This window comes from Niallia taxi, from assembly GCF_032818155.1.
GTDB classification, from domain to species: domain Bacteria; phylum Bacillota; class Bacilli; order Bacillales; family Cytobacillaceae; genus Niallia; species Niallia taxi_A.
The window spans coordinates 596068-611068 of sequence record NZ_CP102590.1 but is presented as its reverse complement, the minus strand read 5'-3'; the positions used below and the strand labels follow the sequence as shown (position 1 = coordinate 611068).

The 15001-nt window shown below is 38.7% G+C and carries 12 protein-coding genes and 1 riboswitch; of the genes, 9 read left to right on the top strand and 3 right to left on the bottom strand.

The genetic code is table 11. From position 1 onward, the window contains the following. From kdpB to NQZ71_RS22095, 4 genes are read left to right on the top strand one after another with little or no spacing between them, the layout of a single operon-like run. A complete protein-coding gene (gene kdpB, locus NQZ71_RS22110) occupies positions 1–2055 on the top strand; it encodes a potassium-transporting ATPase subunit KdpB (protein ID WP_317012451.1) in 2055 nt (684 codons plus the stop codon). Positions 2056–2086: 31 nt separating this feature from the next. Further along, positions 2087–2650: a potassium-transporting ATPase subunit KdpC gene (gene kdpC / locus NQZ71_RS22105; RefSeq protein WP_317012450.1), complete on the top strand. Its 564-nt coding sequence runs from the start codon at positions 2087–2089 to the stop codon at positions 2648–2650. 56 nt (positions 2651–2706) lie between these two features. Continuing rightward, on the top strand, positions 2707–3888 hold the full coding sequence (kdpDN, locus tag NQZ71_RS22100) for a KdpD-like non-kinase potassium sensor (protein WP_394374159.1): 1182 nt from the start codon (positions 2707–2709) through the stop codon (positions 3886–3888). Continuing rightward, positions 3888–4313: a CBS domain-containing protein gene (locus NQZ71_RS22095; RefSeq protein ID WP_144454241.1), complete on the top strand. Its 426-nt coding sequence runs from the start codon at positions 3888–3890 to the stop codon at positions 4311–4313. The genes kdpDN and NQZ71_RS22095 overlap by 1 nt, the downstream gene beginning before the upstream one ends. A gap of 33 nt (positions 4314–4346) precedes the next feature. Here the strand turns inward: NQZ71_RS22095 and NQZ71_RS22090 are convergent, their stop codons facing one another. Next, positions 4347–5543, bottom strand: a complete 1197-nt coding sequence (locus NQZ71_RS22090; protein ID WP_317012449.1) for an ornithine--oxo-acid transaminase — start codon at positions 5541–5543, stop codon at positions 4347–4349. 299 nt (positions 5544–5842) lie between these two features. Here NQZ71_RS22090 and NQZ71_RS22085 point away from each other — a divergent pair, with 299 nt between their 5' ends. Then, on the top strand, positions 5843–6583 hold the full coding sequence (locus tag NQZ71_RS22085) for an IclR family transcriptional regulator (protein WP_275008919.1): 741 nt from the start codon (positions 5843–5845) through the stop codon (positions 6581–6583). 70 nt (positions 6584–6653) lie between these two features. After that, a complete protein-coding gene (locus tag NQZ71_RS22080) occupies positions 6654–8306 on the top strand; it encodes a M20/M25/M40 family metallo-hydrolase (RefSeq protein WP_317012448.1) in 1653 nt (550 codons plus the stop codon). A 7-nt stretch (positions 8307–8313) separates the two neighbouring features. Here the strand turns inward: NQZ71_RS22080 and NQZ71_RS22075 are convergent, their stop codons facing one another. After that, entirely contained in the window at positions 8314–8799 is a 486-nt protein-coding gene (locus NQZ71_RS22075; protein ID WP_317012447.1) for a CBO0543 family protein, read from the bottom strand. A gap of 261 nt (positions 8800–9060) precedes the next feature. Then, positions 9061–10272 carry a CynX/NimT family MFS transporter gene (locus NQZ71_RS22070; protein ID WP_144454246.1) on the bottom strand — a complete coding sequence of 404 codons (1212 nt, stop codon included), beginning with the start codon at positions 10270–10272 and terminating at the stop codon, positions 9061–9063. 306 nt (positions 10273–10578) lie between these two features. Beyond that, positions 10579–10682: riboswitch (SAM riboswitch) on the top strand. Between the two features lie 72 nt (positions 10683–10754). Here NQZ71_RS22070 and mmuP point away from each other — a divergent pair. The 3 genes from mmuP to NQZ71_RS22055 all read left to right on the top strand — a co-directional run bounded on the left by mmuP (position 10755) and on the right by NQZ71_RS22055 (position 14959). After that, positions 10755–12161, top strand: coding sequence for an S-methylmethionine permease (mmuP, locus tag NQZ71_RS22065; RefSeq protein WP_260055113.1), 1407 nt, complete (start codon positions 10755–10757; stop codon positions 12159–12161). Further along, positions 12139–13086, top strand: a complete 948-nt coding sequence (gene mmuM / locus NQZ71_RS22060) for a homocysteine S-methyltransferase (protein ID WP_317012446.1) — start codon at positions 12139–12141, stop codon at positions 13084–13086. The genes mmuP and mmuM overlap by 23 nt, the downstream gene beginning before the upstream one ends. 133 nt (positions 13087–13219) lie before the next feature. Beyond that, complete coding sequence (locus NQZ71_RS22055) at positions 13220–14959, top strand: PrpR N-terminal domain-containing protein (protein WP_275008921.1); 1740 nt, start codon at positions 13220–13222, stop codon at positions 14957–14959. The last annotated feature ends 42 nt before the right edge of the window (positions 14960–15001 follow it).

The window sequence follows — 15001 nt, the reverse complement described above, 5'->3', positions numbered from 1 at the left end:
ATGAATACTCAGGAGGAACTGCAAAGTCAGAAAGGAAGTACGTTAATGAATAATAACATTATCATACAGGCGGTTAAGGATTCATTTATTAAGCTGAATCCAACATTAATGGTGAAAAATCCAATTATGTTTATTGTAGAATTAGGCTTTTTTATCACAGTTGTTCTGGCCATTTTTCCAGACGCATTAGAAGCAAACGGGACGGAACGCGGCTTTAATATTGCCGTTTCTATCATTCTATTGTTAACTATTTTGTTTGCAAACTTTGCAGAGGCGATTGCAGAAGGACGGGGAAAGGCTCAGGCCAGTACGCTAAAACAATCTAAAACAGATATGTTCGCAAACCTTTTAAATGAAGGCAGCATTAGTCATGTACCATCCTCTCAGCTGAAAAAAGGTGACGTTGTATTAGTTAAGCAAGGAGAAACGATACCAGGTGACGGAGAAGTGATTCAAGGTTTGGCATCTGTCGATGAATCAGCAATCACGGGTGAATCTGCACCTGTTTTAAAAGAAGCTGGCGGCGATTTTAATTCTGTAACTGGCGGGACAATTGTAGTCAGTGACGAAATAAAGGTGAAAATAACAAGCAATCCTGGAGAATCCTTTTTGGATAAGATGATTTCATTAGTAGAAGGAGCAGAGCGGCAAAAAACACCGAATGAAATAGCATTGAATACGGTTTTGATTAGCTTAACTCTTATTTTCCTGTTTGTTGTCATCTCACTGCCTTTCTTTACAAACTATCTAGGCTTTCAGCTTTCATTGCCAGTATTAATTGCTCTTCTTGTGTGCTTAATTCCGACAACTATTGGCGGACTCCTTTCAGCCATTGGGATCGCTGGGATGGATCGGGTCACAAAATTCAATGTCTTGGCGATGTCGGGTAAAGCAGTTGAGGCTGCTGGTGATATTAATACGATTATTTTAGATAAAACAGGTACGATAACATTTGGGAATCGGATGGCAAGTGAATTTATCAAAGCAGGCGAGGCTGATATGGATATCTTTTATAAATGGGTTGCAGCAAGCTCACTGAAAGATGAAACACCAGAAGGCAGATCTGTTTTGGAGCTATTAAAAAAGGAAAATTATCACTATGATAATACATTGGCAGCTGGAGCGGAAATAGTTGAATTCAAAGCGGAAACAAGAATGAGCGGCTTGAATTTGCAGGATGGGAGTTTGGTCCGTAAAGGGGCAGTAGATGCCATAAAGCAATGGGTTTTATCAAAAGGAGGCATAATACCTGCAGATTTAGACAAAAAAGCGAATCATATTGCACAAGCAGGGGGTACACCTTTAGCAGTTGCAATTGACAGCCAAATAGTAGGACTCATTTATTTAAAGGATACTGTAAAACCAGGCATGAGAGAAAGATTCGAAGAGCTGCGGAGAATGGGCATAACATCAATCATGTGCACTGGCGACAATCCTTTGACTGCAGCTACGATTGCTAAGGAAGCAGGGGTTGATGAGTTTATTGCTGAATGTAAGCCAGAGGATAAAATTGCAGTCATTAAGCAGGAGCAAGCAAAAGGCAAATTGATCGCAATGACAGGCGATGGTACCAATGATGCGCCAGCATTAGCACAGGCTGATGTTGGATTGGCAATGAACAGTGGTACAACTGCTGCTAAAGAGGCTGCCAACATGGTTGATTTGGATTCTAATCCAACTAAACTCATAGAAGTAGTTAGTATTGGGAAGCAGCTGCTAATGACAAGGGGAGCATTAACAACCTTTAGCATTGCAAATGATATTGCCAAGTATTTTGCGATAGTGCCAGCCATGTTTATGGTCGCAATACCAGAAGTCAGCAGATTAAATATTATGGAGCTGCACTCACCGGTTTCGGCAATATTGTCTGCATTAATTTTTAATGCGGTTATCATCCCGCTTCTCATTCCGCTAGCAATGAAGGGAATAGCATATAAGCCAATGAGCTCTGATGCATTATTAAAGAAAAACCTGTTTTTATACGGCGCTGGAGGTGTTATCGTACCGTTCATTGGCATTAAAGTAATTGACCTGCTTATATCGACTGTATTATAAATTTTATTTGACTATTGGAAGGGATGAAAACATGTTTGCAACCGTTGCAAGAACCAGCTTGCTGTTTATGCTTATTTGTGGATTGATTTACCCGTTTGCTGTTACAGGCATTGCCTCCATTTTGCTCCCAACACAAGCTAACGGCAGCCTCGTGTACGGGGAAAATAGTGAAATAATTGGCTCTAAGCTAATTGGCCAGTCATTTACTGATGAACGTTTATTTCATGGGAGAGTTTCAAGCATTAATTATGATGCTTCAAGCTCTGGCACCAATAATTATGCACCAACAAATGCAGAGATGCTTGAGCGGACGAAGCTATCAATAGCGGATTGGGAGAGGGAAAATCCAAATCAATCACTGCAGGATTTGCCAATTGACCTAATCACAAACTCTGGATCCGGGCTTGATCCTCATATTACTCCAGAGGCAGTAAGAGCACAGATAACAAGAATCTCCAATAATACTAGCATAACAAAGCAGGCTTTACTGGATTTGATTGAGCGTCATACAGAGAAAAAGGATTGGGGGATGTTTGGCGAGGAAAAGGTTAATGTTCTGCAATTGAACATAGAATTAACGAAATTAATCCCCTAATATAGATTGGGTTTCCCGCTTGTGACTAAGCGGGAAGCTTATGAATGATGGAGTTGATGATGTGTGTGAATAAGGAACATCCATTTGCCAACAGGAGAACGCCTGAAGAAATCCTTGCAGAAATCAATAAGCAAAGCAGGGGGAAATTAAAGCTGTATATTGGCGCAGCACCAGGGGTCGGAAAGACATATAGAATGCTACAGGATGCAAATGAATTGCGGAATGAAGGAAAGGATATTGTCATTGGGCTGATTGAAACACATAACAGAATGGAAACGGGAAATCAGGTAGGAAAACTAGAGAGAGTTCCACTGCTAGAAATAACATATAAAGGAAAGAAGTTTTTTGAAGTAAATGTTCCGGCCATCTTATCAAGAAGACCTGAAATTGTCATTATTGACGAGCTTGCTCATTCGAATATTTATGGATCAGTAAATCCAAAAAGATATATAGATGTAGAAGAAATAGTAGCTGCAGGGATTGACGTTTACACAGCTGTTAATATACAGCATTTGGAAAGTATTCATGATATTGTGGAGAATTTCACTGGAGTAAAAGTAAAGGAAAGACTGCCAGACCTTTTCCTTGATAAAGCAGATGAAATTCAGCTTATTGATATCACACCAATGGAATTGAGAAAGCGGCTGAAGGAAGGAAAGATTTATGCTAACCATAAAATTCAGCAAAGCTTAAGTAATTTTTTTACGGAAGCGAATCTTTATGCATTAAGAGAGTTGGCGTTAAGAGAAGTAGCAGATGATGTGGATGAAAAAATAGAAGAAAACAATGGTCATCTTTACCAAGGTCCGATTGGACTTCATGAAAAGATATTAGTTTGCGTGCAGTATAGTGAAACAGCGGAAAAGCTGATAAGAAGAGGCTGGCGTATGGCCAATCGACTAAAGGCAAAGCTCTATGTGCTCCATGTTACAGATACTGATGTGCTGGAAATGCCGCAATGGAAAAGAGAAACGATCAGAGTATGGGAAGAATTATCCTTGCAGTTTCATGCTCAGTTTATTCTTCAGAAAAAAGGAAAGAAAAAGCCTGCTCAAATAATTGTTGAAACAGCCAAAAGTTACTTTATTACGCAAATATTATTAGGGCAATCAGCAAGAACAAGGTGGGAGGAAATTAAAAGAGGCTCCATCGTCAATGATATTATGAGACAAACAACTAATATAGATATTCATATTGTGGCAGACAGCAAGCCAATAAGAAAGGAAAATAAACGATAATGAACGTAGCATTTTTTCTTATTCCAAAACAAGAGGTTGCTTTCGTATTTCAACATTGGACAATGAGGCAGGTAATGGAAAAGATGGAATATCACCGCTACAGTGCCGTGCCAATCTTAAACAAGGATGGTCACTATTTAGGCACAATAACTGAGGGTGACTTACTGTGGAAAATGAAAAATACTGGTAATCTCGATTTTCAGCATACAAATGTGGTCAGCCTTCAAGATGTGCCGCTCCATTCTAAATATGAAGCTATTTCTGTCAACAGCGAAATAGAAGAAATTGTTAGTACCCTACTTGAACAAAACTTTGTCCCAGTCGTTGATGATTCAGGAGTGTTTATTGGGATTATTAGACGAAGAGAAGTGATGCAGTGGCTTTCAAAGCAAAATGGGAATGCGATGATACAAGAAACTGATTAGGAATGTCTAATCAGTTTCTTGTTCTTATCTTCATTATTTTGCGGTAAACACCTGATTAATCCTTTCAAGTGCCCAATCCAATTCCTGCGCTGTGATAATCAGCGGCGGCGCAAACCGAATTACAGTATCGTGCGTTTCTTTGCAAAGCAAGCCAAGATCCTTCAACCGCTCACAATATGGTCGTGCTTCCTCATATAATTCCATGCCGATAAATAATCCTCTGCCACGAACTTCTTTAATTACCGGGTTCTTGATTTCTTGCAGTTTGGCAAGAAAATAAGAGCCAAGCTCATGGGACCGTTCTGCAAGCTTTTCATCCTCAATGACTTCTAATGCTGCGATGGAGACGGCACATGCAAGTGGGTTTCCGCCAAATGTGGACCCGTGTGATCCTGGATTGAATACGCCGAGTATGTCCTTGTTAGCAACAACACAGGAAATAGGAAATACGCCTCCACCAAGTGCTTTGCCCAATATAAGCATGTCTGGCTCGATGTCTTCCCACTCATAGGCAAACATTTTTCCTGTTCTGCCAAGGCCAACTTGAATTTCATCTGCGATAAAGAGAACGTTATGCTTTTGACATAACTCAAATGCCGCTTTAATAAAGCCTGGAGGTGGGAGGATAATACCAGCTTCCCCTTGAATTGGCTCGATTAAAAATGCTGCCGTATTTGGGGTAATCGCTTGTTTAAGACTGTCTAAATCTCCGTAAGGAATGAGTTTAAAGCCAGGAAGCAATGGACCGAAACCACGCTGATATTCAGCCTCAGACGATAACGAAACGGCGGCCATCGTGCGGCCGTGGAAATTTCCTGTGCATGCAATAATTTCTGCCGAATTAGCTTTGATGCCTTTTACATCATAGGCCCAGCGTCTTGCCGCTTTAATAGCTGTTTCGACAGCCTCTGCACCAGTATTCATCGGCAATGTCATATCCTTATTTGTCCATTTACTAAGCTTCTCATACCATGGACCGAGCTGACTATGGTGAAAGGCGCGGGAGGTTAATGTCACTTTATCAGCTTGATTTTTTAAAGCCGCAATAATTTTCGGATGCCGATGTCCTTGGTTTACGGCCGAATAGGCACTAAGCATATCCATATATTTTGTGTTTTCTGGGTCTTCCACCCATACCCCTTCCGCTTTTTCAATCACTATTGGCAGGGGGTGATAATTGTTTGCTCCATATTTTTCCGTTTGCCTTATAATCCTTTCCGATAAAGACATAAGGGTTCCTCCATTCATTAGGTGGTTTCTTCAAACGTGATTTTATATCATATGATGTATTGTCCAAGCATAAATTAAAATAGCTGGTTTTTCCGTAATGTGGAAACGATATCTACTATTTGGAAATCATCTTTATTGTCAAATAATTTCAATAATATGTCAATAGGTTATCATGCTTGTTATAACCAAATTTTTAATAATTCTTAACATTGTAAAAATAATATTGCACAATGTTTATCTGTCTGCTACATTGATGGTGTGAAAAGGTTTTTTATGTCAAAAACAGAATGTAGGTCATTATGGTACAGTCTATCGATAGAGCATTAAACATTATCAAGTTAATTGCTTCTGAAAAAGGAGAATGGTGGTCCATTTCAGAAATCGCTGATAGCTTGCGTCTTCCGGTAAGTACGGTCCATCGCTTACTGAATACACTCATTCAACATCGCTTAGTACAGCAAAACCAAAATACGAAGCAATATAAACTCGGAAGCTTATGGATGGAGATCGGCTTAAGGGAGCTTGAGAAGGCTGATTATAGAACGAAAGCACGAGAAGTGATGGAAGTATTAGCACTTCAAGTAGAGGAAAGTATCTATTTCAATATTCCGGACGGAAAGGAAGCTATCATAATAGAACGTGTAGACAGTCCAACAAATGTGCGAATCATTGACAAAATCGGACTGCGAATTCCCCTTCATATCGGAGCGCCAAATAAGACAATTCTAGCTTATATGCCAGAAGAGACAATTGAGGCAAATGTAAAGGAGCTACTGCCATCATCTAAAGAAAAACAAAAAGAATTATATGGCCATTTAGCTCTTATTAAAGAACAGGGCTATGCTACTAGCTTCAGTGAAAGAACAGATGGAACATTGTCTGTTGCAGCACCTGTCTTTAATTTTAATCACGATATTGTCGGGGCAATCAGTATTGGTGTCGTCCAATATCGTGTTAGTGACGAACGTTTATCCTATTTGATTCATTGTATAAAGAAAGCGGCAGACGAAATTTCAACAGCAATAGGCAGAACCACATAATTTGCGGGTTCTGTCCATTTTTATATAGTGAATGGAAAGCAATTTCATCATACGGAAAAGAGGGCATGTCATGGAGAAATGGAGTACAAAGGAGCAATTAGTTGACCTTTTATGTAATCTTGTCAAGATTCCAAGCATTACAGGCACAAAAGCCGAAAAGGAGCTGCCTGACTATGTCATAAATCAGTTAACAAGCTTAAAATATTTCCAAGAGAATCCGCAGCATCTGCAAAAAAATCCAACAGGTGACGGAACGTATTTTGTTACTGGTCTTGTAAAAAAACAACCACTAACGAAAAAGACAGTCATACTTATCAGTCATTTTGATGTAGTAGATGTAGAGGATTATGGAAGATGGAAGGAATACGCATTTGATCCCCAAAAAATCACAGAATTATTTCGACAGCATAAGGAAGAACTGCCAAGACAGGTCAAAAACGATATGGAAACAGGAAATTGGTTATTTGGCAGGGGAACAATGGACATGAAATGTGGGCTTGCCCTCCATATGTCTATGATAGAAAAAGCATGCAACGGAGAATTCGATGGAAACATTCTGCTAGTGACAGTTCCAGATGAGGAAGTAAATTCTGTCGGAATGAGAGCGGCTGTCCCACTTTTATTAGAAATCGCACAAAAACATGACTTGGAATATGTGACGGTATTAAATGGTGAGCCGATGTTTATGCGATATCCCGGTGACCAAAATAAATATTTATATACGGGGTCGATTGGAAAATTGCTTCCAGGCTTTTTGTGCTATGGAAAAGAAACCCATGTTGGGGAACCCTTTGCAGGATTAAATGCAAATTTTATGGTCTCTTTATTGACAGAGGAATTCGAATTAAACACCGATTTATGCGAAATAGTAGAGGGGGAAATCACTCCGCCGCCAACTAATTTGATACAGTATGGGATTAAAAAGGATTATTCTGTGCAAATTCCGCATCGGGCCGTAACACTATTCAATTTATTTTTATTAGAGAAGAAAATGGATGATATTGTGACATCATTAAAAGAGACAGCTGACAGAGCGGCAGCAAACATAGCTAGTTCTTATCAAAAACAAGCTCTTGCCTTTGCTAAATTTACTCCATTTGTGCCACCGGACATGAAGGTTACTGTATTAACATTTGATGAACTTAGTAAGTATGCTGTGACAAAGTATGGAAAAGAAAGTGTGGAAAGTATTCATGCAAATATCCTGAAAAACAAGGGGGCGATGGATGATAGAGAGGCAACGATTAAAATGGTCGATAAGCTAGCGATTTTATGTAAGGAATTGGCACCGATGATGATTTTGTTTTTTGCGCCGCCCTTTTATCCAGCGATAAGCTCCTATAAAGATCCATTAATCAATAATGCTGTGCAAGCCATTCAGAAATATGGATTAGCTTCTCATGGAGTAGATTTTGAAAAAAGAAATTACTTTAATGGTATATCCGATTTAAGCTATGCTGGTTTACAGTATCCCGCTGCATCCATGATATCACTTACCGCTAATATGCCAATGTGGGAGAGGGGATACTCTGTACCACTTAAAGATTTAGAAGTATTGAACGTACCTGTTTTAAATATCGGACCTGTTGGTTTTGATGCACATCAGTGGACCGAAAGATTGGATATCGACTATGCATTTGAAACATTAAAGGATATTCTGTTCTTCAGCATTACAAAAATATTTGCAGCCAATCCATCTGTATCACATCATGAGAATGGATAATGTTCATTTAATTATTTGCTTGTACTTTTTCCGCCTTGCGAACAATAGCCATAAATAACCTAACAAATAAGAAGGAGAAAGCAATGGAAAAAAAGCTGTAATAAGAGTTCCAGCCCTTTTTATATTGGACCAGCTTCGTATTTTTCTCAATAAAATGTTCTGTAATTGCTGATGGAATGCTGAAAAGAAGGCACTTGATCACTATTCCGAGCAATTTTGAATCTTTTGATGCGTGGTTGTAATAAACACAAGTGACAGGAAAGATTAAGTAGCTGAAAAGCACACTAATGTCGAACGTCCTAAATATTCTAACAGGGTATGTAATATAGCCTTTTTTAACAGCAAGATTATCTAATATTGATGCAATGTAGCTTTTAAACAAAAAGATAATCAGCCACTCCTTTAAAGGTGGCTTTCTAATCATATTTATCAATAATCCAATGCTGGCAAAGAATAATAGTCGTAAGAAGTTTAATTCATTCCGTTTAAACATCGTTTTCTCCTTTTATTTTTTTCTTAGTTTGTCCTTGGAATTAATAAATATTTAATAGTAGATGTTAGATAATATTGGTGTTTTTTTTGGGGGTGTAATCCTAAGTGGAAATAAATAAATCATTTATTTAGGGCTTGGGCTTATAAATGAATCATCCAAGTAAATAAAAAAACCGAACTGAAAAGTTCGGTTTTAATGTAGACTATTAGCAACCTCGTCGTTTTAGACCGAAGTACTTAAAGTCCTAGTCTTTTGATTATATTAAATATGTCTGTCCCGTCCTGCCATCATTCCAAATATTGTTACAATCGCTGCTACAAAAATAAGAGTGATTAGTGGGATGGACCATACATGTGTCCAATCAAATAGGGAACCGATGAATAATGGTCCAACTGCAGCTAGAATATAGCCTGTTGATTGTGCCATACCTGAAAGCTCTGCTGCTTGCTTCGCACTATGTGAACGGAAACCAATTAAGCTTAGTGCTAATGGGAATATGCCGCCAAGAGCTAAACCAATTAATATAATGCTGATAATTAAAATAGGATAGTGGTCAGCACTAACCAATAACCCGAAATAGCCTAAAATGGCGCAAATGCCCAAACCGAAGGCAATCCAAGATTGGGACTTGAGACGGCTTGCCACAAATGGGATAAAAAAGCTGGCAGGTAAACCTACTAATTGCATAAAGGATAACATCCATCCCGCAGTCTCTATGCTCATTCCATAGCTATGCAGAATTTCTGGCAGCCATGAAATTGTCACATAAAATAAAAACGACTGAAATCCCATGAAAATAGCGATTTGCCATGCAATCGGAGAAGACCAAACTTTTGTTGGAGTAACTAGATTTGTATTTGTAACTTCAGCACTATCATTCCGATTGTATTTCTGTAAATAAAACCAGACAATAATCGCTGCTACAGCAGGAATGCCCCACACCATTTGAGCACCTTGCCAGCCTAGACCGTTCCCTTCAGCTAGCGGAACACTAAGACCTGAAGCTAAGGAAGCGAAAATACCCATTGAAGTAGAGTATACACTTGTCATGAGACCAAACTTTGTTGGGAATTTATCCTTAACAATTGCTGGCAGGAGCACATTGCCGATAGCTATGCCAATTCCGATTAGTAATGTCCCAGCGAAAAGGAAAAAGGTATATGGAATAGATCTAGAACAAATGCCTGTTAATAATACAATTAGACCGAGAAGAAGCGCCTTTTCATTTGATAACCGGCTGGATATTTTCGGTACGAGAGGTGACATGATGGAAAATGTGATTAATGGCAAGCTCATCAGTAACCCTGAACTCCAATGGGCTAGTCCAACGTCTTCCTGAATAAAGCCGACAAGAGGTCCTAAAGAAGTAATTGCCGGGCGAAGGTTGAAAGCGACAAGGACAATCCCTGCAATAAGTAAATAAATAGAAATAGATTTAGTTTTGTTATACTCAGATGATTTTGATAAGTCCATAATATTGGTAACTCCTCTCTTATGTTGCAAACCTTATACAGTATAACATAACAATGATAGTTTTTTTGAGAATGATTTTTCTAAAAAAGTAGCTAGATGATTAACTAGTTGTGCATGGGAATTAAATATTTTTTGTTTTTTTTTTGTTATATTGAAATATTCCATACATAGAAAATAGTGTAGGTAGTAACAGGTAACTTTCTCAAACACCCTCCAAATAAGAAATACAAGAATAATTCTCTGCTATTTTGCCAGATACGACCCTATTGACATTAATTTCATTGATTGGTAATGTTAAAAAAATATTTCTTATCCAGAGAGGTGGAGGGACTGGCCCTATGAAGCCTCAGCAGCAGGTCTATTGACACTGTGCTAATTCCAGTGGGTGTTGACTCCCTGATAGATGAGAGCTTAGTTTATTTGTCAGCGACACACTCTAATTTGGGTGTGTTTTTTTCTGGATATTTTAAGGAGAGTTTGGGATGGAAAACAACAAAGAACAATTTCAACGAAAAATGCAAACGAGGCATTTAGTGATGCTGTCACTTGGAGGAGTTATTGGAACAGGGCTATTCTTGAGTTCAGGCTATACGATACAGCAGGCTGGCCCAATAGGCACAATTCTTGCTTATCTTATTGGAGCGCTTGTCGTTTATTTGGTGATGCTGTGCTTAGGAGAGCTGGCTGTACATATGCCGGAAACAGGAGCATTTCACAGCTATGCCGCTAAATACATTAATCCAGCTACAGGCTATACAGTTGCATGGCTGTATTGGTTAACATGGACTGTTGCATTAGGTTCTGAATTTACAGCGGCGGGACTTCTTATGCAAAGATGGTTTCCATCTGTTAATGTATGGATTTGGAGCTTAGTATTCGCACTTTTAATATTTATGTTGAACATACTAACAGTGAGATTGTTCGCAGAATCTGAATTTTGGTTTTCTTCCATTAAAGTAATTGCTATCGCACTTTTCATTTTACTAGGCTTAGGTGCTGTTATTGGCATTATACCAATGGCACATACACAGTCAGCACCATTGCTAAGTAATTTCACAAGTGGTGATCTTTTTCCTAATGGAGCTATCACAGTATTCATGACAATGCTGGCAGTTAACTTCGCTTTTTCAGGAACAGAGTTAATCGGAATTGCAGCAGGTGAAACAGCCAATCCAGAGAAAACAGTTCCTAAAGCGATTCACACAACATTATGGCGTTTAGTTATCTTCTTTGTTGGAACGATCTTTATTTTGTCAGCACTATTGCCATCATCCGAAGCCGGTGTACTAGAAAGCCCATTTGTGGCTGTTTTTGAACGAATCGGAATCCCTTATGCAGCAGATATTATGAACTTTGTAATATTGACTGCTATTTTGTCAGCAGCGAACTCAGGACTCTATGCATCATCAAGAATGCTATGGTCACTAGCAGATAAAAATACTATTTCTCCGAGATTTAAAAAACTATCCAAAAACGGTGTTCCAGTATATGCAGTGGTATTCAGCATGCTTGGCGGAGGATTGGCCCTTTTATCAAGCATTATTGCACCAGGGACCGTTTATATCGTACTAGTGTCGATTTCTGGACTTGCTGTTGTCGCTGTATGGATGAGCATAAGTGCTTCGCAGTTTTTGTTCCGCAAACAGTATTTAAAAGAAGGTAATTCAGTTGACGATCTTGTTTATCGGACGCCACTTTATCCTTTTGTACCAATCGCATCCTTTGTACTCTGTCTTGCATCATGCATTGGAATAGCCTTTGACCCAACACAACGAATAGCCTTATATTGTGGAATACCGTTTATCGTATTCTGCTATATTAGCTTTTACATCACAAAGAAGCTTAAGAAGAAAGGGGAAGCAGAATATGTTCAGCAGCAATCCAATTAAGACTATATTAACAGAATACCCTCTAATGATTTTGGATGGAGCGTTAGCGACTGAATTAGAAGCACATGGCTGTAATTTGGATGATCCTCTTTGGTCAGCGACTGTGCTTCTAGACAATCCGGAGCTTATCTATCAGGTGCATATGGACTATTATCTAGCAGGAGCAGATTGTGTCATCACCGCGAGCTATCAAGCCTCCATTGCTGGTTTTGCCAAAAGAGGCATTCAAGAATCTGCCGCATTAGAGTTAATAAAAAAGACTGTATCCCTCGCAAAAAAAGCCAGGGATGACTTTTGGGAGGAGCATAAACAGCCAAACCCAACCCCAAATAGGCCGAAGCCGTTAGTCGCAGCATCAGTTGGACCGTATGGAGCCTACTTGGCAGATGGATCCGAATATGTCGGGAATTACGGAGTATCAGATGAAGTGTTGGCAGATTTCCATCGTAAAAGAATGGCGGCATTAATTGAAGCAGGGGCTGACCTATTAGCATTTGAAACAATTCCGTCATTGCAGGAAGCAACAGTGTTAGTAAAAATCCTAAGTGAATTCCCAGATACATATGCATGGCTCTCTTTTTCTTTAAAATCAGATACAGAAATCAGTGACGGCACGCTAATCAGAGATTGTGGAAGTTTGTTTGGCGAAAATGACCAAATTACCGCAATTGGATTAAACTGTGCACCAGCTCCGATCGTTACAGAAGCAATCAAAAATTTTAAAGAAAGTACAAATAAACCAATAATCGTCTATCCGAATTCGGGTGAAACATATAATCCTGAAACAAAAACATGGCATGGCGAGGAAGTCTGTTCCAGCTTGAACCATAAAGAATGGTTTAAAGCAGGAGCAAGCATTATTGGCGGCTGTTGCCGAACATCACCACGGGATATTGAAGAGATTGCGAAGAATTGGCGAAGGTGAATGAGGTAAATCGGAAGACCACTTCCTTACGGGAAAGTGGTCTTTTTTATATTTGTAGCATTTTCTTTTTTCAACAGTGTAATTATTTGGTATAGTAGTGGTATGTTTAAATATGCAACAGAAGGTGAACGGAATGAAGGTATTAGCAATAGCTCCATATGAAGGGCTAAAAGAATTAATTACACAGCTGGCAAAAAAAGAAAAGCTTGATATTACGACAGAAATTGGTGATTTAAACCAAGGCTTATCACTAGCAAAAGCCGCGAAAAAGCAAGGCTTTGACATTATTATAAGCAGAGGAGGAACAGCAGAACTCATTCAGCGGGAGCTGAGTATACCAGTCGTTGAAATAGAGGTTTCCGGTTATGATATGCTTCGCGTATTAACGCTTGTAAAGAAATATCCTGGAAAAACAGCAATCGTAGGTTTTGAGCAAATTGCAGAGGGTGCTGCTGCGGTTTGTGAAATTTTAAATATTAGCATGTCATCCTACAAAGTAAAACAGGAGCAGGATATCAGCGCGATCCTGGAAAATCTTAAATTAAATGGCTATCAAAATATTATTGGAGATGCTGTCACAATCAAAATGGCACATAGTGCCGGTTTGAATGGCATTCTGCTTACATCAGGAAAAGAAAGTGTCATGAAAGCTTTCCGCAATGCCGAGAAGGTATATGGATTTTATCAAAAAATAAAAGATACTTATTCTTTGCCATATCAGCTGATTCAGCAATCTGATTTGGGAATAGCTGTTTATGATGCCAATAAAACAAGAATATACAGCAATAGCCTTTTTAATGAACAAGTAACGCCGAACATGCAAGAGCAATTGCAGGAATTGTTAGGTAGTCAGGTTGGTGAAAAGCATGCCTCCTTCCTTTCAGACGCAGAAGCACACTGGAAGGTCTTACATGAGCAGCTAAATAGAAACGATGAGCAAATAACTGTCTTCAAGCTGGAAAGACTGGGCGTTAACGAGAAAAATCAAGCTGGCGTTCTGACATCATTTGGTGATGAAAAAAGAAACAATGGCCTTACATTCCTGTCTAAAAATGAAAAAGTGCAAAAGATCTTTACATTTATCCAAAATAGTAAACAAGTGAATTCAAGCATTTGGATAAACGGTGAAAAAGGAACAGGGAAAGAATATATAGCTTCCTATATACACGCAAGTAACATGCATCTAAACAGTTCTTATTTAATTACATTTGACTGTGCGCTTATGACAAAAGAGACTTGGCTGGATTGGCTATCACGGATTGATACAGAAAATGATAAGAAAACAGTGTTCATCAAAAATATCGAGTTTTTGACAATCGAACTGCAAAGAGTTTTATATCGCTTTGTAAAAGAGCATAAAGAGGAGTGCTTTTTTATCATATCTTGCAGCCAAAATATCTTTGCTAAAATCCAAACAGGTGAGTTTTTGGAAAGTCTTCATCAGCTTTTGTCTGATGTAAGCTTTGTAATGCCGCCATTACGGGAAAGAAAAGAAGATATTGAAGGGATGGCATCTGTTTTCATCAATGAACAAAACTTAAGGTATGGAAAGCAAGTCGTTGGCCTTCGTCAAGAGGCAAAAGAGTATTTAGAACAAGGGAATTGGCCAGGTAATATTAATCAGCTTAAACAAACCATAAATAATGGTGTGTTATTTTCAAATGGATATTATTTAGAAATAGAAGATGTTGCAGAAGTAATGCAAGGTGAACCTGCTGGTGTGACGAGTGATTTGACGTTAACAGGAACCTTAGATGAAATAGAAAAAAGCATCATCCAAAAAGTTTGGCTAGAAGAAGGCAAAAATCAGACGAAAACCGCCGAACGATTAGGAATTAACCGAACAACATTATGGAGAAAATTAAAAGAATAATAATCGTTGCAAAATACAACGATTTAAAAAGGTTTAAAAATT